At 61.1% G+C, this 23,031-nt stretch carries 24 protein-coding genes; 19 read left to right on the top strand and 5 right to left on the bottom strand.

The annotated features are described in order from the left end of the window. Window positions 1-290: 290 nt before the first annotated feature. The 10 genes from yajC (at window position 291) to VGU25_02635 (ending at window position 7,954) form a co-directional block, all read left to right on the top strand. Window positions 291-590 (top strand): preprotein translocase subunit YajC, encoded by a 300-nt coding sequence (yajC, locus tag VGU25_02680; GenBank protein ID HEV2576094.1) that lies wholly within the window; start codon window positions 291-293, stop codon window positions 588-590. Window positions 591-676: 86 nt separating this feature from the next. After that, window positions 677-2,266, top strand: a complete 1,590-nt coding sequence (gene secD / locus VGU25_02675) for a protein translocase subunit SecD (GenBank protein ID HEV2576093.1) — start codon at window positions 677-679, stop codon at window positions 2,264-2,266. 43 nt (window positions 2,267-2,309) lie between these two features. Further along, entirely contained in the window at window positions 2,310-3,305 is a 996-nt protein-coding gene (secF, locus tag VGU25_02670; protein HEV2576092.1) for a protein translocase subunit SecF, read from the top strand. Window positions 3,306-3,610: 305 nt separating this feature from the next. Then, window positions 3,611-4,351 carry a TonB family protein gene (locus VGU25_02665; GenBank protein HEV2576091.1) on the top strand — a complete coding sequence of 247 codons (741 nt, stop codon included), beginning with the start codon at window positions 3,611-3,613 and terminating at the stop codon, window positions 4,349-4,351. Window positions 4,352-4,602: 251 nt separating this feature from the next. Then, complete coding sequence (locus VGU25_02660) at window positions 4,603-5,340, top strand: MotA/TolQ/ExbB proton channel family protein (protein ID HEV2576090.1); 738 nt, start codon at window positions 4,603-4,605, stop codon at window positions 5,338-5,340. A gap of 173 nt (window positions 5,341-5,513) precedes the next feature. Then, window positions 5,514-5,954, top strand: a complete 441-nt coding sequence (locus VGU25_02655; GenBank protein ID HEV2576089.1) for a biopolymer transporter ExbD — start codon at window positions 5,514-5,516, stop codon at window positions 5,952-5,954. A gap of 49 nt (window positions 5,955-6,003) precedes the next feature. Next, complete coding sequence (locus VGU25_02650; protein HEV2576088.1) at window positions 6,004-6,438, top strand: biopolymer transporter ExbD; 435 nt, start codon at window positions 6,004-6,006, stop codon at window positions 6,436-6,438. A gap of 218 nt (window positions 6,439-6,656) precedes the next feature. Continuing rightward, entirely contained in the window at window positions 6,657-7,073 is a 417-nt protein-coding gene (locus VGU25_02645) for a biopolymer transporter ExbD (GenBank protein ID HEV2576087.1), read from the top strand. A 30-nt stretch (window positions 7,074-7,103) separates the two neighbouring features. Next, window positions 7,104-7,649, top strand: a complete 546-nt coding sequence (gene thpR / locus VGU25_02640; protein HEV2576086.1) for an RNA 2',3'-cyclic phosphodiesterase — start codon at window positions 7,104-7,106, stop codon at window positions 7,647-7,649. 59 nt (window positions 7,650-7,708) lie between these two features. Beyond that, the gene (locus VGU25_02635) at window positions 7,709-7,954 is read left to right on the top strand and encodes a hypothetical protein (protein ID HEV2576085.1); all 246 of its coding nucleotides are present in this window, start codon (window positions 7,709-7,711) and stop codon (window positions 7,952-7,954) included. Between the two features lie 113 nt (window positions 7,955-8,067). Here VGU25_02635 and VGU25_02630 read toward each other — a convergent pair whose 3' ends face one another. Further along, window positions 8,068-8,895 carry a tetratricopeptide repeat protein gene (locus VGU25_02630; protein ID HEV2576084.1) on the bottom strand — a complete coding sequence of 276 codons (828 nt, stop codon included), beginning with the start codon at window positions 8,893-8,895 and terminating at the stop codon, window positions 8,068-8,070. 267 nt (window positions 8,896-9,162) lie between these two features. Between VGU25_02630 and VGU25_02625 the strand changes: the two genes are divergently transcribed. Continuing rightward, on the top strand, window positions 9,163-10,089 hold the full coding sequence (locus VGU25_02625) for an oxidoreductase (protein ID HEV2576083.1): 927 nt from the start codon (window positions 9,163-9,165) through the stop codon (window positions 10,087-10,089). On the opposite strand, the gene VGU25_02620 is transcribed toward VGU25_02625, so the two are convergent. Both VGU25_02620 and VGU25_02615 read right to left on the bottom strand, forming a co-directional pair. Then, window positions 10,086-10,724 (bottom strand): 3-oxoacid CoA-transferase subunit B, encoded by a 639-nt coding sequence (locus tag VGU25_02620; GenBank protein ID HEV2576082.1) that lies wholly within the window; start codon window positions 10,722-10,724, stop codon window positions 10,086-10,088. The two genes, VGU25_02625 and VGU25_02620, sit on opposite strands and share 4 nt — an antisense overlap. Before the next feature lie 3 nt (window positions 10,725-10,727). Further along, the gene (locus tag VGU25_02615; GenBank protein ID HEV2576081.1) at window positions 10,728-11,426 is read right to left on the bottom strand and encodes a CoA transferase subunit A; all 699 of its coding nucleotides are present in this window, start codon (window positions 11,424-11,426) and stop codon (window positions 10,728-10,730) included. Window positions 11,427-11,641: 215 nt separating this feature from the next. Between VGU25_02615 and VGU25_02610 the strand changes: the two genes are divergently transcribed. The 8 genes from VGU25_02610 (at window position 11,642) to VGU25_02575 (ending at window position 21,304) form a co-directional block, all read left to right on the top strand. Next, window positions 11,642-13,042 (top strand): ATP-binding protein, encoded by a 1,401-nt coding sequence (locus VGU25_02610; protein HEV2576080.1) that lies wholly within the window; start codon window positions 11,642-11,644, stop codon window positions 13,040-13,042. A gap of 209 nt (window positions 13,043-13,251) precedes the next feature. Further along, on the top strand, window positions 13,252-15,207 hold the full coding sequence (locus VGU25_02605) for a hypothetical protein (GenBank protein HEV2576079.1): 1,956 nt from the start codon (window positions 13,252-13,254) through the stop codon (window positions 15,205-15,207). 131 nt (window positions 15,208-15,338) lie between these two features. Beyond that, a complete protein-coding gene (gene pstS / locus VGU25_02600) occupies window positions 15,339-16,355 on the top strand; it encodes a phosphate ABC transporter substrate-binding protein PstS (protein ID HEV2576078.1) in 1,017 nt (338 codons plus the stop codon). Window positions 16,356-16,454: 99 nt separating this feature from the next. Beyond that, window positions 16,455-17,510, top strand: coding sequence for a phosphate ABC transporter permease subunit PstC (gene pstC, locus VGU25_02595; GenBank protein HEV2576077.1), 1,056 nt, complete (start codon window positions 16,455-16,457; stop codon window positions 17,508-17,510). Next, window positions 17,507-18,394, top strand: coding sequence for a phosphate ABC transporter permease PstA (pstA, locus tag VGU25_02590; protein HEV2576076.1), 888 nt, complete (start codon window positions 17,507-17,509; stop codon window positions 18,392-18,394). Before pstC ends, pstA begins: the two co-directional genes overlap by 4 nt. Before the next feature lies 1 nt (window position 18,395). After that, on the top strand, window positions 18,396-19,154 hold the full coding sequence (gene pstB, locus VGU25_02585) for a phosphate ABC transporter ATP-binding protein PstB (protein HEV2576075.1): 759 nt from the start codon (window positions 18,396-18,398) through the stop codon (window positions 19,152-19,154). Beyond that, a complete protein-coding gene (gene phoU / locus VGU25_02580; GenBank protein ID HEV2576074.1) occupies window positions 19,154-19,852 on the top strand; it encodes a phosphate signaling complex protein PhoU in 699 nt (232 codons plus the stop codon). Before pstB ends, phoU begins: the two co-directional genes overlap by 1 nt. 195 nt (window positions 19,853-20,047) lie before the next feature. After that, entirely contained in the window at window positions 20,048-21,304 is a 1,257-nt protein-coding gene (locus VGU25_02575) for a pyridoxal phosphate-dependent aminotransferase (protein ID HEV2576073.1), read from the top strand. 6 nt (window positions 21,305-21,310) lie between these two features. On the opposite strand, the gene VGU25_02570 is transcribed toward VGU25_02575, so the two are convergent. Beyond that, window positions 21,311-21,430 (bottom strand): hypothetical protein, encoded by a 120-nt coding sequence (locus tag VGU25_02570; GenBank protein ID HEV2576072.1) that lies wholly within the window; start codon window positions 21,428-21,430, stop codon window positions 21,311-21,313. Beyond that, entirely contained in the window at window positions 21,427-22,938 is a 1,512-nt protein-coding gene (locus VGU25_02565; GenBank protein ID HEV2576071.1) for an FAD-dependent oxidoreductase, read from the bottom strand. Before VGU25_02565 ends, VGU25_02570 begins: the two co-directional genes overlap by 4 nt. Between the last annotated feature and the right edge of the window lie 93 nt (window positions 22,939-23,031).

Raw genomic sequence — 23,031 nt, 5'->3', positions numbered from 1 at the left:
AGCAGATCAAGTGCCTGATACTGCGACAGAAAAGGGATTTCTTGACAGGGGGTTGCGCAGCGGAGATGCTTAAGGCTTAGGTGTACGTTGCCTCGGGAAGGCCGACGTGTCCTGGGTTGAGCGATCGGGTGCGATCGGATTCCTGGCGACGGTCTGACGCTGCCTTGTTATTTTTCTTCGAGCGCAGCAAAACTCCTGAGAGTTCCACAGAGAGACGAGGCGGGAGCGCATGTCGCGTTCCGTGCCGTAGTGAGCAAAACCGCGTGATTTCAAGTGTATCGGCGTTAGGGATGTTGGCTGCAGCGGGAGGGTTCGGCTCGTTCGGCGGCTTTCCCCTGCTTATTTTGATGTTTGTGGCGATGTATTTTCTGCTGATTGCGCCGAATCAGCGCAAGCAGAAGCAGTGGCAGCAGATGCTTTCGAACCTGAAGCCGGGCGATAAGGTAACGACGAACGGCGGGATCCGCGGAACGATCGTCAGCGTGAAGGATGACGTGCTGGTTGTGAAGTGCGCGCCGGACAACGTGAAGCTGGAGATGGTGAAGAGCGCAATTGCGGCGGTCACGACGGACGAGACGCCGAAGGCGTAGAGCTCCCGCTCATGCGCGATCAAGCTGCGCGTGATTGGGGCACCCGGCAAAGGGAATTAAGGGCGAGCGGAGTTTAGAGACGGACGATGGGAAAGAATCTGAAGGGCAAGACAGTATTCATCATCGCAGTGCTGGTGATCTTTGTTTACGGGATCTTCGGGATCCCAACGCATGGCGTTAAAGACGCGCTGCTGAACCGCATTCACCTGGGATTAGACCTGCAAGGCGGAACGCACCTGGTGTTGAAGGTGCACGTCGAGGAGGCGGTGAACTCGGCGACGGACCGCGACATGCAGGCGCTGAATACCGCGCTGCAGCCACTGGGCGCACAGGCGGCGAAGACGGACCTGGCGCATCCTGAGGTCATCACGGTTACGGGTGGAACGCCTGCGCAGCAGTCGGCGATTCATGATGTGCTGACGGGCACCGAGTACGCGGCCTATGACATCTCGAGCGGGGCGAACGGCAGCTATGTACTGACGATGAAGGAGGCGGCGATTCGCGATCTCGAGGCGCGCACGTTGCAGACCTCGATCGAAACCATCCGCGAACGTGTCGATTCGCTGGGTGTGTCGGAGCCCGTGATCGAGCAATACGGATTGGGCGACAACGAGATCCTGGTGGAGCTGCCGGGTGTGACGGACCTGTCGCGCGTCGAGAACATTATCCAGTCGACGGCGAAGCTGGAGATTCATGCAGTGGTTCCGGGGCAGGGGCCGTGGCCGGATCAGCAACAGGCGCTGGCGGCGCTGGGTGGAACGGTGCCTCCGGATGAGGAACTGGTGCAGGGCAACAATGGCGCGGGCGGACCGGACCAGTGGTATCTGCTGAAGCGAGCGTCGATCGTGGAAGGAACGGATTTCCGCGGGGCGCAGCCTTCGACCGACCAGAACGGTCAGCCGGATATTACGTTTACGCTGACAACCGAGGCCGGCGACCGGTTCTACAAGTACACCTCGGCGAACGTGAATACGGGCATGGCGATCGTGCTCGAGAACAAGGTCAAAGAGGTTGCGAACATCGAAAGCGCGATTCGTGACAGCGGCGAGATCCATGGCGGATTCTCGCAGCAGCAGGCGAATGATCTGAGCCTGATGTTGCGCACCGGGTCGCTGCCGGCTTCGATCTCTTACCTGGACACAAATACGGTTGGGCCGTCGCTGGGCAAGCAGAGTATTCACCAGGGTGTGGTGTCGGCAATTGCGGGCATGGCCGCAGTGCTGATCTTCATGCTGATTTATTACCGGGGCGCGGGCATCAACGCGGACCTGGCGCTGATTCTGAACCTCGTGATCCTTCTAGGGTTTATGGGCTTCAGTCACGCGACGCTGACGCTGCCGGGAATTGCGGGTGTGATTCTGACCATCGGTATGGGCGTGGACTCGAACGTACTGATCTTCGAGAGGATTCGTGAAGAGCTGCGCGCGGGCAAGACGTCTGCCGCGGCGGTCCATGACGGTTTTGGCCATGCATGGATCACGATTCTGGATACGCACATCACGACGATTGTTTCGGCGGCGATTCTGTTTATCTTCGGCACCGGGCCAGTGAAGGGATTTGCGGTGACGCTCACCTTCGGTCTGCTGGCGAACCTGTTTACGGCTGTGTTTGTCTCGCGCGTGATCTTCGATGCGCTGTTGGAGAAGCGCGGCCGCGCGGCCGTGTTGTCGATTTAGAGAGCAGAGATCAGAAATTAGAGATTAGATCTGCGGCGAGTTAATGCCGCGCAAGGATAAGAGCGACGTGGAATTTTTTCATGATGTAAATATGGACTGGCTGGGGAAGAAGTGGTACTTCCTGGGCTTCTCGCTGATCTTTTCAGTGGCGGGCGTTCTGAGCCTGGCGTTCTGGCACCATCTGCCGCTGAGCGTGGACTTCACGGGCGGCACACAGATCGGTGTGCGCTTTGATTCGACGCCGAACGAAGACCATATTCGCGCGGCGATGGACAAGGCGGGGATACACGATGCAGCGATTCAGCGCATCTCGGGTGCAGGGCACAGCACGAACGATGTGATCGTGAAGCTGCCGCTGACCTCGGCAATGGACGCGGCGCATGATCAGGGCCGCAGCGAAGTCGAGAACGCGCTGGCCGCGAACTATCACGACTCCGGCTTCACCATTCAGCAGGTGGACATCATCGGGCCGACGGCGGGCAAGCAGCTGCAGCATCAGGCGTGGCTGGCGACGCTTTACTCGCTGCTGGGGATGCTCGTTTACCTGTGGTTCCGGTTTGAGCTGATCTATGGTGTCGCGGCGGTGGTTGCGTGTCTCCACGACACGCTGATTACGGTGGGCGCGTTCTCGCTGACGAACCAGGAGATCTCGCTGACAGTGATCGCAGCGATCCTGACGCTGATCGGTTACTCGATGAATGACACGATCGTTGTGTTCGACCGTATCCGCGAAAACCTGGCGATGAACCGCCGCGAGAAGCTGGCGGACGTGGTGAACCGCTCGATCAACCAGACGCTGAGCCGGACGGTGCTGACCTCGGGACTGACATTCCTGACAGTGTTGAGCCTGTTCCTGTTCGGCGGCGAGGTGTTGCACGGATTCTCGTTTGCACTGGTGGTCGGCATTTTGATCGGAACGTACTCATCGATTGCCGTGGCGGCGCCGATGCTGGTGGCCTACCAGGACTGGAGATCGAAGAGCGGGAAGACCGTGACCAGGAAGGCGACGTTGCCGGCGGCCAAGGGAGTACGGCGCTAGGACAGGGAACCGAGAATTGGGAGTTTTTGGGGCGCCGGCGGTTTGCGGCGCCCTTGCTCTTTGGGACAGCAGAGTGCACTGAGTTGGAGCAGATTTTGTTGGGGATACGACACATGGCGGGGAAGAGGGATTGACGGGCTGTCTGACAGTAGCCGGACCTGTGAAAATCCTGCTATGCTCTTCGACACCACGCACAGGATGTGGGCCGGATCGAGCAATAATTTGCGGCCCTGTCCGATTCGGGAACAATTCAGCCTGCTGCGGTGTCTAACGCCGGTAGCTCTCCCGCGTGGGAGGAGGTCCCTATGTTTGAAGATGCAATGATGGAATCCGGCGGGAGGATCAAGACCAAATCCAAATGGTGGATGATCCTTACGTTTGGAATCAATGCCGCCATTCTAGCGACGATGATCTTGATTCCTCTTCTATATCCTGAGGCGCTGCCGCATGGTGCGTTGACAGCGTCGCTGACGGCCCCGCCCCCTCCGCCGCCTCCACCACCGCCTCCGCCGCCACCAGCGGCGATTAAGCCGATCAAGATTGTGTCGGAGATCGACCAGGGCCTGCACGCGCCAACGAAGATCCCGAAGGACATCAAGATGATCAAGGAAGAGGCGCCTCCGCCGCCCTCGACCGGTGGTGTCGCGGGTATGAGCGGGATGTCGGGTGGAGCTGCCGGTGGCATTCTGGGCGGCATGCCCGGAGGCGCTGGTACAGGTCCGAAGATCAATGTTGAGCCGCCCAAGCCGAAGGGACCGACCCGGATCTCGGGTGGTGTCATGGCCGGCCAGATTATTACGAAGACCACGCCGGTCTATCCTCCGATTGCCCGCGCCGCGCACGTTGGCGGAACGGTGGTGCTGCATGCCATCATCGGCAAGAGCGGAGCAATTGAGAACCTGAGCGTCATCAGCGGCCCGCCGATGCTGGTGGGAGCCGCGACCGATGCCGTGCGGCAATGGAGGTATAAACCCTATCTTCTGAATGGCGAACCCACCGAGGTGGATACGACCATTACGGTTAACTTCAATCTCAATGGCGGCTAAAAAGTGTGCCGCTCAGGTGGCGGTCGATCTGCTACCTGAGCGGCATTGCCGATGACCCGCCCGGCCGGTAACGTAGGCGGTGTCAATGACTGACACCGCTATTCACCCTCCCCTTGGCGCAACTTTTGCGTCTCACCTAAAGACTTAAGCTCCGGGCCCCCTCCGGACCTTTCAAGCTTCATTGCATCCGAGACCCCAGTTGGATTCTGGATGCTGATATCCCGCATGTCTCCCCAGGAGGAACGAATTCCGTGATTCTCGCTCATCTCGCAAACACTCCCGCATCTCTCGCCCTGTTCCTGCAGGACCAGCAGCAGTCCGTTGGCTTCAGCCCCATGGAGCTTTGGGGCCACATGGGCTACTTCGCCAAGGCGATCGTCATTATTCTCTTCATCATGTCGATCTGGTCGCTGGCTGTGATCATCGACCGCGCGCTGTATTTCTCGGCCGCACGCAAGCAGTCGCGTGAGTTCGCTCCGCGGGTTGCCGGCGCCCTGAAGGAAGGCCGTCTGGATGAGGCGATCAAGGTTGCCGATCGCTCCAAGAAGTCCCACCTTGCCGAGGTAGTCACTGCCGGCCTCACTGAGTTCCGTTCGTTCGGTTCGGGTGGTGCGATCACTGAGGAGCAGGTTGAGAGCTCCAAGCGCGCTCTCGAGCGGTCGGAAGGCATCGTTCACGCCAAGCTCAAGAAGGGCCTGGGCGGTCTCGCGACCATCGGATCGACGGCTCCGTTCATCGGCCTGCTCGGCACGGTTATGGGCATTCTGAACGCCTTCCAACAGATCGCGGTGCAGAAGACCTCAGGTATCGGCGCTGTGGCCGGCGGTATTTCGGAAGCCCTGGTTACGACGGCGTTCGGTCTGCTCGTCGCCATCCCTGCCGTTATGTGCTTCAACTACTTCACCAACAAAGTTGAGGCGTTTGACGTGGAGATGGACAACAGCTCGTCGGAGCTGGTGGACTACTTCATCAAGCAGTCGCACCGCTAAGCCCGCGGGGTGCCTGAGCGCACCCCTGAGGTTGAACCCCGCCTGCGAGTACACGGATTGTGGCTCCGGCTGCCAAAGAAAAGGCAGCCGGAGTACATACAGCCGCAAACCTTATAAAGGGCTCGCAGGATAGCCAGCAGCCGGACGGAAGTGGCCGGCGGGAGTTAAGAGCTATGTCAATCGCGAAGCGGGACGAGGGCAAGAAGGTCAACTCGAACATCAATGTCACGCCGATGGTGGACGTGATGCTGGTGCTCCTGATCATCTTCATGGTCATCACCCCGATGTTGAACAACAAAGTGAACGTCACGCTGCCGGTCGTGACCGCGGCGACGATGATGGATGCCGCGAATAAAGAGGACGCCATTACCGTAGCGGTGACTCGCGATGGCCACGTCTTCCTTGGCGGCGATCCGGTCGCGCTGGGCGATCTCGGCCAGAAGGTGGCGGATCTTGAGGCGAAGAAGACGGATCCGGCGGCCGACAAGTCGGTCTATCTGCGTGCAGACGAGCGCGCAAATTACGGCAAGGTGATGGACACGATCGACGCTCTGCGTACGGCCGGCGTCAGCCAACTGAACTTGCTGACCGATAATCAATCGCAGGCATCGTAGCGGCGGCGGCCCGGTTCAAACGCCGGTTTGTCGCAGAAAGGAATGAACTATGGGAATGGGTGGAGGCGGCGGAGGCGGACTATCCTCCGACATCAACGTAACACCGCTGATCGACGTGCTGCTGGTGTTGCTGATCATCTTCATGGTGATTGTGCCGGTCACGCCGAAGGGACTTGAGGCGCTGGTTCCCCAGCCGCCGAAGAATCCGCAGCAGGACCAGCCCAACGATCGCACGATTGTGGTGCAGGTGCTTTCGAACGGAGCGGCGGTGCCGACGTACAAGATCAACGACCAGACCTTTGCACGCGGAGATCTCGCGCCGGAGCTGCAGAAGATCTTCTCGACGCGGTCAGAGAAGGTGATGTTCGTGAAGGGCGATAAGGACCTGAACTTCGGGACCATCGCCCAGGTGATCGGCTTCGGCCACCAGGCTGACGTGACGAACATCGGCATCATCACTCCGCAGGTTGAGGCAGGACACTAAACCGAGCTACTGGCGGGACAACAACGCAGCGATGGCCTTCGGGCCATCGCTGTTTTCGTTTGAGAAGGCCGCTGCTGTCATGGAACCTGTGAGGCCCGGCGGTGTCTAAGTCAGGGAAGTGACTGCAGAAAGAGGCTCTCGCCGAGCCGTGGTTTTTCGTAGTGACGTAGAGAAAGAGTGCTCGCCGCGCTGCTTATCTTTGGGTGTGAGGTGCCGAGATGTCCTTCTCTGGTTCGAATTCTTCGCAGCAGGCTGAGATCAACGTAACGCCGCTAATTGATGTGCTTCTGGTGTTGCTGATCATCTTCATGGTTATCGTGCCGGTGATGCCGCGCGGGCTCGAGAGCCGCGTCCCGGACCAGTCAAAGTCTCCGCAGCGGATGCAGGCGCCGGTGAGCCTGCGTGTGCTCGGGGACGAGGCGGGTAACGCCGGAAGCAAAACCAGGTTCGAGGTTGATGGGATGACTGTCGACGGAGCGGATCTGACCGCGGTGCTGCTCGCGGCGCTAAGTGCTCGAGCGGAGCGGGCGGTTTATGTGAGCGCGAGCTCGCAGGTCAGCTATCGCGAGGTCGCGATGGCGGTAGGAGCGGCAAAGGCCGCGGGAGCGACGACCGTGGCGCTTGGCAGGCTGTGAGGGTGCTGGGGGGAAGCGTAGCCTGAGCGCATGCGATTGTTTATCGGGCTGGCGGTCAGCGAGGGCGTCCGAGTGGCTCTGGAGCGGCTCACGCTGCGCCTGCGGGCGAAGGATGATGGGCTGCGGTGGTCGACGCCTGACCAATGGCATGTGACGCTTGTGTTCCTGGGCGAGGTGGACGACGAGAGGCGCGCGCGGCTGCTTGAGGACCTTGCGCGTGTGCGGCACCCACGTCTCGCGCTGCAGATGGAACGGCTGGGCGTGTTTGAGCGCGCGGGAATCCTTTATGCGGAGGTGGAGGTCACGCCGCCGCTGCTGCGGCTGTATGAGGAGGTTGCGGGCGCGGTGCGGCGCGTTGGCCTGGAGGTCGAGGACCGGCCATACCGGGCGCACATTACGCTGGGGCGAAGCAGGAATCGCGATGGGCGGAAGACGATTGAGCGGTTGCGCCGTGCGGTTGAACAGCAACGGCTGCGGGAGCGTTGGGAGGCCGTGGAGTTTCTGCTGTATGAGAGCCAGCTCTCGCCGGGTGGGTCGAAGTATGTGGTCAGGGCGCGGTTTGCGCTGGACAGCTAATAGAGGTCTGCTAGGCTCATCGGGTGCCCCGGCAGCGCGGTATCTATGTTGAGATCCTTTTGCGCGCTCCTCTCAACGAGGTGTGGCGGCTGACGCAGGAACCGGACGAGCATCAGCGCTGGGACCTGCGCTTTTCGGAGATCCGATATCTGCCACGGCCGGACGAGAGCGAGCCGCAGCGGTTCCTTTATGCGACGCGGATTGGGTTTGGTCTGTCGATTCGCGGTAGCGGCGAAAGTGTCGGGGAGCGGATTGCGGCTGGCGGTGAGGCGACTTCGTCGTTGAGCTTTGGCTCGGATGACTGAATGAAGCCAGATTTGCCGCTGCGTCATATTTTCAAAGATTTCTTCAGGACTTTGAAACGAAGAAGGCCTCCCATCGCGGGGAGGCCTCTTCTGTGTCGGGGGTTGGCGGAGAACTACTGGTTGTTCTGCATGGTGATGCCGCCGCCTTCTTTCTTTTCCTTTTCTGCTTCATTCGCCTTGCGGGCGCCCATGGCCTTTTGGACCCACTCGTCTGCCTGCGCGAGGTCGGCCTTACGGGCGGCGTCGTTCGGGCAGTCGAGGTCGGCCTTGCGGCGGTAGGTGAGGTTCAGATACTGCATGGCATCGTCGTAGTTCGAACGGCTGTCGACGGCCTGCTGAAGTTGTGCCATCGCCTCGTTCACCAGGTCGGTGTTGGCGGCCTTCATCTTCGCGCAGGTGGCCTTGTTCATCTTCACGTTGCCGTTGCCGTCATCCTGCAGGTTCTGCTCGCCGAGGATCTGGACAGCGTTCTTGTAGGCCAGGTTCCAGTCGATCCAGGCGATCGTGTAGTGCGCTTCGGCATCCTTCGGATTGATCGTGAGGATCTTCTCGTAGGTAGCCTTCGCCTGGTCGTACTGCTTGATATTGCGTTGAATGGAGGCGATCTGCTTCAGCGCGTCGACATCATTCGGGTTCTTGGCCAGAACGTCATTGAAGCCGGCCATCGCCTTCTGAGCGATCTTCAGGTTGTCAGGGGTATCGAGGTTCGGCACAACCTGGTAACTGTAAGCGGTCGCCAGATAGAGCCGCGTCGTTGGATCGTTCGGATCCAGGGCGACGGAATTTTGAAAGTGATCGATCGCCTGCTCATACTGGCCGGCCTTGAAGGCCTGGATGCCTTTGACCAGCTGGTCACGAGCGCGCAGCTTGTTGCAACCGACGGTGCTTCCGAGCACAAGTAGCAGCGCAAAACCTGCAATCATTCGTGCGCTAAATTTCATGAGAGAACCTTCCCCTTCAACAAATCTTGCTCTTCGCGTCGCCAAGGCGCGCTCGGTGAGCTTCCAGCTTGGTGGCCTTGCCGTCCGATTGTAACCCACGACGCAAAGCCTCATCTTACAGCCATGCGGGGCTTTCCGGGTACGTCCTCGATGTTCGATGGGGGATGAAGCAAAGAAGGTGTGCTGGAGGGCGGCTGAGAGGGGCAAAAAATCGGTTGTTAGCATGGAGGCAGAGGGCTCAGCGGCCAGCTCAGGAGAGGCAGAACGATGGCGAATGCAAGGTGGACGGCCGCGGCGATGACGCCGCAGGCGGGCAAGACGGTCCTGATCACCGGGGCCAACAGTGGGATCGGCTTCCAGGCGGCGCGGGAGCTGGCCCGGCATGGAGCCCACGTGCTGATGGGCGTGCGGGACCGCGGCAAGGGTGAGGCCGCGCGCACGCGGATCGTTACTGAGGTGCCGCAGGCGCAGGTGGAGCTCGTGCCGCTCGACATGGCTTCGCTGGCCTCGATCCGCGGCTTCGCCGGAGAGTTCACGGCAAGTGGCGCCCGGCTGGATGTGCTGGTGAACAATGCCGGCGTTATGGCGCTGCCGAAGCGGGAGCAGACGCCCGATGGCTTTGAGCGACAATTCGGAACGAACCACCTGGGGCATTTTGCGCTGACCGGGCTGCTGATGCCGTCGCTGCTCGCGGCGCCAGCGCCGCGCGTGGTCACCGTGGCCTCGCTGGCGCACCGCAACGGCAAGATGGAGTGGGACAACCTGCAGGGCGAGAAGAGCTACACGCCGTGGGACGCGTACAACATGTCGAAGCTCGCGAATATTCTGTTCGCGCGGGAGCTCGATCGGCGCGCGCGTGAGACGGGCACCAGGCTGGTGAGCGTCGCGGTGCATCCCGGAATTTCGGTCACAAGCATTGCGCAGTACGGGACGGACTTTAAGAGCCGCTTCATGAAGATGTTTGGCAGCCTGATGTTTCAGGACGACGCGAAAGGCGCCCTGCCTACGCTGTACGCCGCGGTAGTGCCTGAGGTGCAGGGCGGCGAGTACATCGGACCGGGCGGCTTCGGTGAGATGGGCGGCTACCCGAAGGTGGTTCAGCCGAGACCCCAGGCCTTGGACGAGCAGGCGGGCGGCAGACTGTGGGCCGTCAGCGAGGAGCTGACCGGGGTGGTGTACCCGGTTCTGGGTTAGGCGCTCGTTCTACGAACAGGCGCTCCGGTCTTCGAGGCGAGTTGCTCGAAGGTGACCTCGGGGGCGAGCTCGGCACAGACGAAGCCCTCAGGCGTGATGTCGATGACGCCGAGGTCCGTGATGACACGGTGGACCACGCAGGTTCCGGTGAGCGGCAAGGTGCAGGCGGGTAGCAGCTTGGGGCTGCCATCCGGCGCGGTGTGCTCCATCACGACGACCACATAACGGACGCCGTTCACCAGGTCCATGGCCCCGCCCATACCCTTCACGCGTTTGCCGGGAATCACCCAGTTGGCGAGATCGCCACATTCAGAGACCTGCATGCCGCCCAGGATCGCGAGATCGATGTGGCCACCGCGAATCATCGCGAAGGAGTCGGCCGAGGAGAAGGTGGAGGCGCCGGGAAGGAAGGTGACGGTCTCCTTGCCAGCGTTGATGAGGTCAGGGTCGACCTCGGATTCGAGCGGGTACGGACCGAGTCCCAGCAGGCCGTTCTCGGACTGGAAGACGACGGTAATGCCGGCGGGAATACAGCCGGCGCAGAGCGTGGGAATGCCGATGCCCAGGTTCACGTAGAAGCCGTCTCTCAGTTCCTCGGCGGCGCGTTGCGCCATTTGCTGTCGTGTCCAGGGCATCGGCTATTCCTTTCTGGTTGTGCGGCGCTCGATGCGCTTCTCAGGGTGGGGATTGTGGACGAGCCTCTGGACAAAGATGCCGGGAGTGTGGATCTCGTCTGGGTCGAGCTCGCCGGGCTGGACGATGATCTCGGCCTCCGCGATGGTGATCCGGCCACAGGTGGCAACGTTGGGATTGAAGTTGCGCGCCGTGCGCCGATAGACGAGGTTGCCGTGAGTGTCGGCCTTCCAGGCTTTCACGAGCGCCAGGTCGGCGTTGATGGCGCGTTCGAGCAGGTATTGATGGCCATCGAACTCGCGGACCTCCTTGCCTTTGGCGACGTCTGTGCCGATGCCGGTGCGGGTGTAGAAGCCGGGGATGCCGGCTCCTCCGGCCCGCATGCGTTCGGCGAGCGTGCCCTGCGGGGCAAACTCGACCTCGAGCTCGCCGGCAAGGAACTGCCGCTCGAACTCGGCGTTCTCGCCGACGTAGCTGGAGATCATCTTGCGGATCTGGCGGGACTCGAGCAGCACGCCGAGTCCCCAGCCATCGACGCCGGCGTTGTTGGAGGCGACCGTTAGGTTGCGCACGCCGGTGGCTTTGAGGGCAGCGATCAGAGCTTCAGGGATGCCACAGAGACCGAAGCCGCCGACGGCGAGGAGCATCCCGTCGCGTGCGAGGCCTGCGAGCGCCGCGTCGGCGCTGGGATAGAGCTTGTTCATGCGATTGCCACCGCGCCACACTATGCGACACGGATGGCAGGGATGGCAAATCGCGGGGGCTGAGCGCTGATTTTAGGGGAAGGTGTGCTCCAGGGTCAGTGCACAAGATGGCACTATCTACGGGGCATTTTTACGTGAGGTTCGTCGAGGGCATTTAATGGTGGTAAGAACACCTGCGTCAGGACCGCCCCTGGAACTTCGGCCCACAGGACATTATGAAACGAAGCCTCTTCCTTCAGATCGTGATTCGAGTCGCTGTTGTGTGTGCACTGTTGTGCGCCGCGACGCTTCTGGTCCGCGATGCCTGGGTGGCGGTTGTGTTGGGCCTGGCGCTTTCGGTGGCCCTGGCCGCAAATATCGTGCGGCTTTGCCGGCAGGACGACGCATCGGTTGAAAACGCGATCGTCGCGCTCGGCGAGGGTCGCGAGATTGAACTAAAGCCCACATTCAGCGAGCACGACCGCCTGACAGTGACGATCCGCACGGCAGCAGAGGAGCTGCAACGCAGCTTCGCGGTAAGCGCGGAGCGGCGCGAGAAGCTGGAAGCGCTGCTGGACTCGATGCAGGACGCGGTGACGTCGATCGACTCCTCAGGCCGAATCATCTGGGCCAATAAGGCGATGCAGCGGCTGGTCGTGGACTCCTTCGGCTCGGTGCGCGCGGGCCACTCCCTGGTGCAGACGATTCGCGCGCCTGAGGTGCTGGACTGCGTGCATGTTGCGCTCGAGACGCGCGAATACTCGGAGCGGAACCTCGTGTCCCTGGTTCCCGGCAGAGTGTTTGCCGTAAGTGCATCGCCGATGCCGGAGGGCGGCGCCGTGGTGGTGTTGCGCGATGTGACACGCATCGAGCAGGTGGAGCGCGCGCAGACGGAGTTCGTCGCCAATGTTTCGCACGAGCTGCGCACACCGCTGACCAGCATCCAGGGATACGTCGAGATGCTGCTGGAAGCAGACGAGCATCCGCTGCCGGCTGCTTCAGAGCATGAGTTCCTGCAGGCAATCCTGAAGAGCGCACGGCGGATGGCGCGGCTAACCGACGATCTTCTGGCGTTGGCGCGCGTGGAATCGGGCGAGCAGAAGCTGGAGCCGAGAGCCGTTGCGATTGCAGCTCTTGTGCGCGAGACCGAGGCAGCGGTCGCAGGTGTTGTGAAGGAGAAGGGCGGCACGCTGGAGGTCAACGTTGCGGCCGAGGGCGAGGTTGTCGCGGACAGCGACGCAGTCGTGCAGATTCTCAGCAACCTCATCGAGAATGCGTTGAACTACGGCCGCGGACCGAAGGGTGCGCGGGTGCAGCTCAGCGTGGACAGACCAGTCGGCCATCCCGAGGTTCGTTTCCGCGTCCGGGACTTCGGCGGCGGCATCGCCTGGGAACATCTGAGCCGAATATTCGAGCGGTTCTATCGCGTGGACAAGGCGAGGTCGCGGGAGTCGGGCGGCACCGGACTGGGGCTGGCGATCGCCAAGCACCTCGTCGAATCGCAGCGTGGACGCATCTGGGTGGAGAGCGAGCTGGGCCACGGCAGCAGCTTCTTTTTCACGTTGCCGACGCAGGCTAGCGGCATCCCTGCCCCTCCCTCCGAAATCTCTTCGCTGCCCGTGGCGAACCAGCGATAGACGCAACTCCACAGGATTCGGGTTCACGCAGCGTGCTGAAAAACCTGCGGATCCGCCTGTTTTTACATCCCGTTTACGTTCCCTTCTCGGTTCATTTACATCGAGTTGCGAGTATGAGGACAACGGACATGTTGAGCAAGGAAGCGCCGGCTTCGCCGCCGAGCGGCATTGTCCTGCGCGCGCACCTTAGCCATATCCGTAGGGGATTCATGAAATCAGCCAGATTGTGGACGGTGTTGCTCGCGGCAACGCTCGTTTCGGGGTACGCCCCAGCTCAAACTTTCTCCCAGGCAACTACGCATACGACGAAAAAAACGAGGGCGAAGAAAGAGAGCGCCACAGAGATTGAGCTACGTGAGCTTCGTGAACAGATGAAGGCGCAGCAGGACGAGATTGACGCTCTGAAGTCGCAGCTTTCGACACGCGACCAGCAGGTGAGCCAGGCGCAGCAGGCTGTAACCGCGGCACAAACCCAGGCGGAGACGGCGACCACGGCTGCGAATCAGGCGCAGCAGACGGCGGCCGAAACGAGCACCAAGCAACAGGCGCTCGAGAGCACTGTGGCTGACATGAAGACCACGAATACCGGTCTGCAGGAGACCGTCGTCAACAATCAGGCGGCGATCAAGAGTGAGATCGAGAACCCGGTGGCGCTGCACTACAAGGGCCTGACCATTACGCCGGTCGCGTTCTTCGCGTTTGAAGGTGTGTGGCGTCAGCACACGCTGAATTCGGACGTCAACACGCCGCTGAATAGCATTCCGTTTCCGAGTGCGAACCAGTTTCCGGCGACCGAGTTGAATTTCTCGGGACGCCAGAGCCGGCTCGGTGTTCTGTTTGAGGGCCAGCCCACCAGCAGCATGAAGTTGACGGGCTACGCCGAGATGGACTTCCTGGGGGCGGGCACCACCTCCAACAACAACCAGTCCAACAGTTATGTTTTGCGTCAGCGCCAGATCTGGGGCCGCGCAGCCTTCCAGAATGGCTTCGCTGTAACTGGCGGCCAGACCTGGTCGCTGGTAACGGAGGACCGTCGCGGAACGGATGCTCGCACCGAGATTCAGCCGCAGACGATCGATGCGCAGTACCTCGTCGGTTATAGCTGGGAGCGGCAGCCGGGCATTCGCCTGCAGCAGCACTTTGGCTCGAGTGAGACGCATGGTCTCACGGCGGCCCTCTCGCTGGAGCAGGCGCAGATCACGAGCTTCACGGCGAACGGCACGAACCCGAACCAGTATTTCTTCGGCGGCCTCGGACAGAACGGTGGTCTCTACAATGCTGCCGCCAGCTCGGCCGGTGCGACGACCACGACCACTACCTGCTCGACGCCGACCTCGACGTCAACCTGCGTGACCTCGGTGACGGCGACCACCAGCAACATCGCGACCTACGCCAATAACGTGGCTCCGGACCTGATCATCAAGGCGGCGTTCGATGCGCCGAAGTTCCACGCTGAAATCGGTGGTCTCGCTCGCTGGTTCCGCGACTACTACTACCCGGTGACCTGGGGAATCACAGGTTCGACGCCGACATTCACCTATACGCAGACCTATTCGAAGCACACGGCTGATGCGGGTGGTGTGTTTGGCAGCGCGCGTGGCTACTTCGGCAAGTTCGCCGAGGTTGCCGTGCAGGCGATGGCCGGCCAGGGTGTCGGGCGCTATGGATCCGCGCAGCTGGCGGACGTTACTCTCCGTCCGGACGAGACGCTTGAGCCGATTCGCAACTATCACGGCCTGCTCAGCATCGAGACGCACGAGTCCAAGAAGTTCGACATCTTCGCCTATTACGGTGGCGAGTATGCGCAGCGTACGGTCTACACCAGCCCTGTGGGTACGCTCGTGGGCTACGGCCCGACGAACCTGAACGACGGCGGCTGCGACAACGCGCCGGCAGCGCCTTCCAGCACCATCGGCAACGGCGGCTTTACCGGCAATCTCAGCGCGTCCACCTGCGGGTCGCCGACCCGGTATATCCAGGAGCCGATGTTCGGCTTCCAGTGGCGGCCGATCAACGACTCGAAGTATGGCAAGCTGCAGTACTCGGCAACCTACAGCTATCTGAAGCGCGGACTCTGGTCGGGGGTCGGAAGCTCGACCACTCCGGCAGCGCCCCAGGTCAGCGATTCGATGCTGCACTTCCAGATGCGCTATTACATCCCGTAAACGTGGGCTTGCGCGGCGAGGCTGACGTCTCGCCGCGTGGCGGCGTCCTACGTAGGCAGGTCGAGGCGCAGGGCCAGGAGTTTGAACTCAATGCGGTGCAACATGAGCCGCACTAACCCGGAGGATCCAACGTGAGACTGAAACTTCTTTCCGCCGCTGTGATTGCCATGATGGCGACCGGCGCATGGGCCCAAAACCTGAATGGTGCGGGCGCCACTTTCCCCAATCCGATTTATTCGCGCTGGTTTGCCGAGTACGCACAGCAGCACCCGAACGTGCACATCAACTATCAGTCGGTGGGCTCGGGCGCGGGCATCCAGCAGGTGACGCAGAAAACGGTGGACTTCGGTGCGTCGGATGGACCGATGAATGACCAGCAGCTCGCCGAAGCGAGAAACCACGGCGTGAACATCATCCATATCCCCACCGTGCTGGGTGCGGTGGTACCGGTATATAACGTCCCGGGCGTAACGCAGGACCTGCATTTCGCGCCGGAGGTCATTGCCGGCATCTATCTCGGCAAGATCACGATGTGGGATGACGGGAATCTGCAGCACGACAACCCGGGCGTGAAGCTCCCACACACGCGCATCCTGCCTGTCTATCGCTCCGACGGATCCGGCACGAACTACATCTGGACGGACTTTCTTTCCAAGGTCGTACCGGCTTTCCAGCAGCAGATCGGCAAGGGAACGTCGGTCAAATGGCCGACCGGCATCGGGCAGAAGGGCAATGAAGGCGTTGCGGGCATGGTGCGCAGCACGACGGGTGCTTTCGGGTATGTCGAGCTCATTTATGCGCTGCAGAACCACATGTCCTTCGGCTTGGTTCGCAACGCATCGTTCAAGTACGTGAAGGCCACCGTGGACGGCGTGACCGCAGCGGCGTCCGGTGCGGCGAAGAATATGCCGGCCGATTACCGCGTCTCCATCACCAATGCTCCCGGCGCGGATGCTTATCCGATCTCCTCGTTTACCTGGCTGCTCATTCCGCAGCAATGGCCGGACCAAGCCAAGGGCAAGGTCATGGTCGATTTCCTGAACTGGATGCTCGATCACGGTGAGTCTGAGGTATCTGCCCTGGACTACGCTCCGCTGCCAAAGGTCGTGGCGGACAAGGTCCGTGTCACGATCAAGCAGATCCACTAACTTACAGATAAGCCGCCGGATACCGCTATCCGGCGGCTTATTTCCTGCCTCAATTTACAGTCCTTTCACACTTCGCCCCTACGCTCTAAACGGCACCCTATGACTCAGCCCAACCCAGTCACCCTGCGGACGCCGATTGTTGAGCCTGCAGGGAAGACTCCCGAGCAGATGCCGCCGGACGAGCCGAAACGCATTCAGCCCTCTGAAATCCGCAGATTTCTTCAGGAACGTAGCTCCGGCCGCATAGCCGACAACAGCTTTGGCGGGCTGATGCTCGTTTCTGCGCTGAGTATCTTTGTCATCGTCGCGCTGATCCTCTGGGTACTGATTCACGATTCGCAGCTCTCTATTCACGCTTTTGGCTGGAAGTTCTTCAAGACCTCGAACTGGGATCCGGTCAACGGCAGCTTCGGCGCGCTTCCGTTCATCTTCGGAACGCTGGTCTCGTCGCTGCTCGCATTGCTGATGGCGGTTCCGCTGTCGCTGTGCGTTGCGATTTTCGTGATCGACATCTGCCCCCCGGCGCTGCGCGGCCCAATCTCGTATCTCACAGAGCTTCTGGCCGCCATCCCGAGCGTCGTCTACGGACTGTGGGCCTTGGTAGTCCTTGTGCCGATCATGCGCGATCAGGCGGGTCCGCTGCTCGAGAAGTGGTTCGGCTGGACCGGACTCTTCGCGGAACCGAACTTCGGCGTGGGCATGTTTACCGCGAGCGTCGTCCTCGCCATCATGATCTTTCCGATCATCTGCTCGATCAGCCGCGACGTGATGAAAGCAGTGCCGATTCACCAGCGCGAAGCTGCTCTGGCGCTGGGCGCCACGCGGTGGGAGATGCTGCGAATCGCGGTACTGCGCAATGCCAGGCTTGGTATCGTCGGCGCCGTCATCCTTGGCCTCGGCCGCGCACTGGGCGAAACGATCGCAGTCACGATGGTCATCGGCAACCATCCTGACATCGCCAAAAATCTCTTCAATCCGGCGTATACGCTCGCCAGCGTCATTGCGAATGAGTTCACCGAGGCCACTGGCGATCTCTACATCAGCGCGCTCATTGAGATTGGCCTGGCGCTCTTCCTGGTCACGATTGTGGTGAACGCGATCGCGCGGCTTCTCGTCTGGGCGGTCACGCGCGGCGAGTCAACGAGGACCGCATGATCAGCGCACTTCCAGAGCGTTCCTCGCAGATTGAGCGCATCATACGCGTTCGCCGCACGCTGACCAATCACCTGGTGACAGGACTGGCGATCATTAGCACCGTGATTGTGCTTGTCCCGCTTGTCGCAATCCTCGGGTATCTCATCTACAAGGGCGCAAGCTCACTGAACCTGAATTTCTTCACCAAGGTTCCCGCGCCTGTTGGCGAGACAGGCGGCGGCATGGCGAATGCCATCGTCGGGTCCGGCATCATTCTCGCTGTGGCGAGCGCGATCGGCATTCCTCTCGGAATTGCCGGCGGTGTGTACCTCGCGGAATACGGCCGCGGCGGTCTTCTGGGCAACCTCATCCGCTTCACCGCCGATGTGCTGAACGGCGTTCCGTCGATTGTCATGGGCATCGCCGCCTATGGGCTCATCGTTGTGCACTTCAAGTTCTCGGCGCTCGCCGGCGGCGTGGCGCTCGCCATCATGATGGTGCCCACGATCACGCGGACGACCGAGGAGATGCTCGCAACCGTGCCGCACATGCTGCGTGAAGCCGCGCTCGGCCTCGGCATCCCCAAGTGGCGCACGATTTTGTCCGTGAGTTTGCGCACCGCAATGCCAGGCATCATCACCGGTTGCATGCTCGCGTTCGCTCGTGTTGCCGGAGAGACCGCGCCGCTGCTCTTTACGGCATTCGGCAACAATTTCTGGAGCTTCAGCCTGACGCAGCCGATCGCTGCGTTGCCGCTGCAGATTTACGTCTACGCGCTCTCGCCATACGATGAGTGGCACCGCCTTGCGTGGGCTGGTGCGCTGGTGCTGATCGCTCTCATCATGGCTTCAGTGACGCTCGTGCGTCTCTACGCGAATCGCGGCACAATCAAGGGAGGACATTAGGGTGGGTGTCGACATTCGCGTCGAAAATCTCAACGCCTGGTACGGGCAGGTGCACACGCTCAAAGACGTGACCCTGCACATCCGGGCCAACCAGTGCACCGCGCTGATCGGGCCATCGGGCTGTGGCAAGTCTACCTTCGTGCGCTGCCTGAACCGCATGCATGAGACGAACCCCATCGCTCGCGCCGAAGGCTCCGTGCGTATGGGAGAAGTCGACATCTATCAGGACGCCACGCCGGTCGAGATCCGCCGCCGCGTCGGCATGGTCTTCCAGCGGCCGAACCCGTTTCCGTCGATGACCATCTACGACAACGTTGCGAGCGGACTGAAGCTGAATGGCTACCGCAAAAAGCGCGTGCTCGATGAGGTCGTTGAGCGCTCGCTGAAGCAGGCCGCCTTGTGGGACGAGGTGAAGGACGACCTGAAGAAGAAGTCCGGCGCGAGCCTCTCCGGCGGACAGCAGCAGCGCCTCTGCATCGCGCGCGCTCTCGCGGTCGACCCCGAGGTGCTCTTGATGGATGAGCCGGCGAGCGCGCTTGACCCCGTTTCTACGGCTAAAATTGAAGACCTGATCTTTGAGCTGAAGAGCCAGTACACGATCGTCATCGTCACGCACAACATGCAGCAGGCAGCGCGCGTGGCAGAACGGACTGGATTCTTCCTTATGGGCCGTCTGGTGGAGTTCGATGCAACGGATAAGCTCTTTACCAACCCTTCCGACAAGCGGACGGAGGATTACATCACGGGGAGGTTTGGCTGATGCGCATCAAATTCCAGCAGAAACTCGATGAATTGAAGGAACGCCTGCTCGTCATGGCCGGCCTTGTAGAGCAGGCCATCCAGCGCGCGACCGAGGCGTACTCCTCCCGCGACATGGATCTGTGCGAGCTGGTTTCGCTCTCCGAGCCGGCGATCAATCGCATGGAGCATGAGATTGATCAGCTCGCGCTCGACCTGCTCGCCATGGAGCAGCCCATGGCCGTCGACCTGCGCTTCATCCTCGCCGTCATTCGCATCAATGCGGACCTCGAGCGAGTGGGCGATCAGGCCGTGAACATCGCCAACCGATGCAAGGACCTCAGCGGGCTCTCTGCGCAGGAGCTTCCGGTTGACATTCCCAAGCTCGCCCAGCTTTCTACAGCGATGATTCGCAAGGCGCTGCAATCGTTTATCGAAGCAGACACGGAAATGGCTCAGAGCGTCCTTCTGCTGGACGATCAGGTCGACGAGCTGAACAGGGATGCTTTCAGTACGCTCGGCGCGCTCATTCAGCAGCACCCGGAGCGCACGCCGGAGGCGCTCAACGCTCTTGTGATCTCCCGTAACCTGGAGCGCGTCGGCGATCATGCCACGAACATTGCCGAAGACGTGATCTTCTGGGTCAGCGGAGCGGACGTCCGGCACCATTTTGCTGCGAATGCCGCCGCCGCTGCAGCAGCCGACGAGGCTGGCCGCTAAAATTGGCTTGAAATCCAAAGCTTCCGACGAAAGGTGCTGCCACAACGGCGGCACTTCTTTGTTGGAGCCTCGAATCGACTGCCGGGCGTAAAATCTGCACGCCGGGCAGATTTTGGGATAGAGTCAACTCACGATTTCCCCTCGCCATCGTTTTACGCGGTTGACCTTGGCACGTCCCCAAGAGAGGAGCTTCTCATGAGACAGCACTCCGAGGATTCTGCAATCTCCACCATCTCGGCGCCGAGCCGCCGCAGCTTTCTCCGCTATGCCGCAATCGCCGCAGCGACGCCCATCCTCACCGAAGCGCACTTCGCCCGCGCAGCGCAGCAGGCAATTGCCAAAGCTGCCCCGGCAGGAGGCCGCCACGACTTCTTCCTCAATCCACCTCCCGACGCCGTTCTGATCAACGCGAACGAGAACCCGCTTGGCCCCTGCCAGGCGGCACGCGAAGCGATCGCCCAGCTTGTTCCCACCGGCGGCAGGTACGATTTTTATGGCGAGACCGACAAGCTGGTGAAGACCTTCGCTTCGCAGCACAACCTCAGCGAGGATTCCATCGCGGTCTATGCGGGCTCGTCAGAGCCGCTGCATTACACCGTGCTGGCCTTCACCTCACCTACGCGCAGCCTCGTCATCGCCGACCCCTCGTATGAAGCGCCGATGGCCGCCGCAAATTATTCCGGCGCAAAGATTCACAAGGTTCCTCTCACGGCGGACTATGCGCATGACATCAAGGCAATGGTCGCCGCCGATCCGAACGCCGGTGTGATCTACATCTGCAATCCAAACAACCCTACGGGTACGCTCACGAGCAAGAAGGACATCCTGTGGGCGCTCGAGAACAAACCGAAGGGGTCAGTGCTGCTAGTCGACGAAGCGTACATTCACTTTGCCGATGCGCCCGACGTCATCGATCAGGTCATCGCAGGCAAGGATATCGTCGTGCTCCGCACCTTCTCGAAGATCTACGGCATGGCAGGGCTGCGCTGCGGATTTGCCCTCGCGCGTCCTGATCTGCTTGACAAACTTTCGCTGTATGGCGAGAATCCGATGCCCGTCACGGGTTCCGGCGCTGCAAACGCGTCTTTGCTTGATGCGAACCTCGTCGCTGCGCGCAAGAAAATCCTCACCGATAACCGCAATGAAACGCTAGCGTGGCTAAAGCTGCACGGCTACAAGGTCATCGGCGATCCAATCTCGAACTGCTTCATGATCGACACCGGCCGCAACGGCCGCGGTGTGATGGACGCGATGCGTGCAAAGAATGTCTACATCGGCCGCACGTGGCCAGTGTGGCCAAATGCCGTGCGCATCACCGTCGGCACACCCGAGGAGATGGCGAAGTTCCGTACTGCGTTCAAACAGGTGATGGACGCGCCGCCGGTTGAGAGCGCCACTGCAGAACCGCTCCGTCTGCACCGTGACGGCGTGCGATATCGGCAATCTTCGTAACGCCGATCAACCGGCAGCAGGGGACCGCGACGCCAGGCGAGCAGCCTTTGTGCGCTCCGAGATCTCGCGCACCGCACGCAGGCCGCTCAGTGCTGCACCCTCCTGCCATCCCACGATGTGGCTCACGTGGTCGCCCGCGAAGTAGATGGCTCCATCGGGCTGCAGCAGAGTCTGATAGCCGGCCACATTTGCGCGTGCAGCGCCGTCTTGTCGCGCTGGCTCGTCATTGATCCACTCATCCTGCATCGGTCCATAGCTGCTAATCCACGCGCCCTCGTTGCACGGAACGAACCCCAGTTCACGTACAGCGGCTTTGTTAGCTCCTTGCCGTGCCCCGGATGCAGCCGCTCAACGGACTTGCGGCTCTCTGCCAGCTTTTGCTGAAAGCTCAGAGCGCCGAACTCCGGCGGGGTGTCGAAGCCGTATCCGCTGACCAGCACGCCGCGATCCGAGAACATGCCCGCCGAAGGCAGCCACACAGGGCTCAGCCCAATGTTGCAGAACTCCAGCCCGCCATAGATGTTGTAGTCCTGCTCCCAGAAGCGCCGGCTCTCCCACGCAATTTTGAACGCGGCGGCGTACGTGCATTCGTCGATCACCTTCTTGTAAGGCACGCTCAAACCGTTCGGAATCTTGCGAAGGATTGTGAGCGGGATCGTGCACACGCAGTAGTCTGCTTCGATGCTTGCAGGCGCACCATCACGCAAATAGCCGACGCGCACACCGTTGCTCGTCTTGCGCAGCTCGGTCACAGGCGAGTTGTAACGCACAATCGATCCGAGCGACTTCGCAAACGCATACGGAATCCGATCCATGCCGCCGACGGGCTGAAACATTGTCGCCTGCATGTCGAATACTTCGTCAAACAGGATGCCCTGCCAGAAGTCCTCAAGCAGCAGCGTGTGTAAGTCGATAGGTTGACTCAGCACACCCGAATCCTCAACGGCCGGTGTGCGCAGATACCCCGCGCGATCGCTGCCCGTGTACTTGCCTGCATCGTCCAGCGGGCCGTAGATGCGCAGGAACGACAGCATGCGATCGCGGTCATCGCTCGAGAGCTCCTGATCGAGCGCGCCTCTCGCAACACATTTGGCAAGCAACTCGCTCACAAAGCCGCGCGTGTCATTCTCCGCCTGCCGCATGACAACGGGCTTGCCGCCGTTGGCGTTGTCGTTCTGCAACATCGCGGAGCGGCTCATGTTCACCTCGACCTGCATCTCGACGCCAAGCTTTTTGCAGTAGCCGAGCATCGTCGGATGAATCGACGGCAGTCGGGCTGGACCAAAGTTCTGGTAATTGCCCGCGTCCCACTCGCAGCGCTGCTTCGATCCATCGGTTAACTCGACCACATCACCGCTGCGCACAGTCCAGTTCCGTCCACCTGGGCGCCCGCGCGCCTCCAGCAGTGTGCAGTCATAGCCCAGCGCACGCAATTCATAGGCCGCGACAAGCCCTGCGATCCCACCGCCGAGCACCACGACACGCACACCTTTGCCCGAGCCTGGCGCGGCAAGCGGAACGGCAACTGCTCGGCTTGGCTGCATAAGCCCCAGTCCCTGCATCGCAAGGAACGTCGCGCTATAGCCACCAGCAGCGCCAACCCTCAGGAGAAAATCCCGTCTCGTCACGCTCATCGAAGGCGCTTTCCTTTCGCATCCAGCTCGCGTAAACGCGGAGCCGCCGCTCAAACATTGCCGCGAAGAATGTCAGGTTGCACTCAATACACT

The organism is Acidobacteriaceae bacterium, from assembly GCA_035944135.1.
In the GTDB taxonomy this organism is placed as follows: Bacteria; Acidobacteriota; Terriglobia; order Terriglobales; family Acidobacteriaceae; genus Granulicella.
The sequence above is the reverse complement of the archived record's forward strand: the minus strand, read 5'-3'. Positions and strand labels throughout refer to the sequence as shown.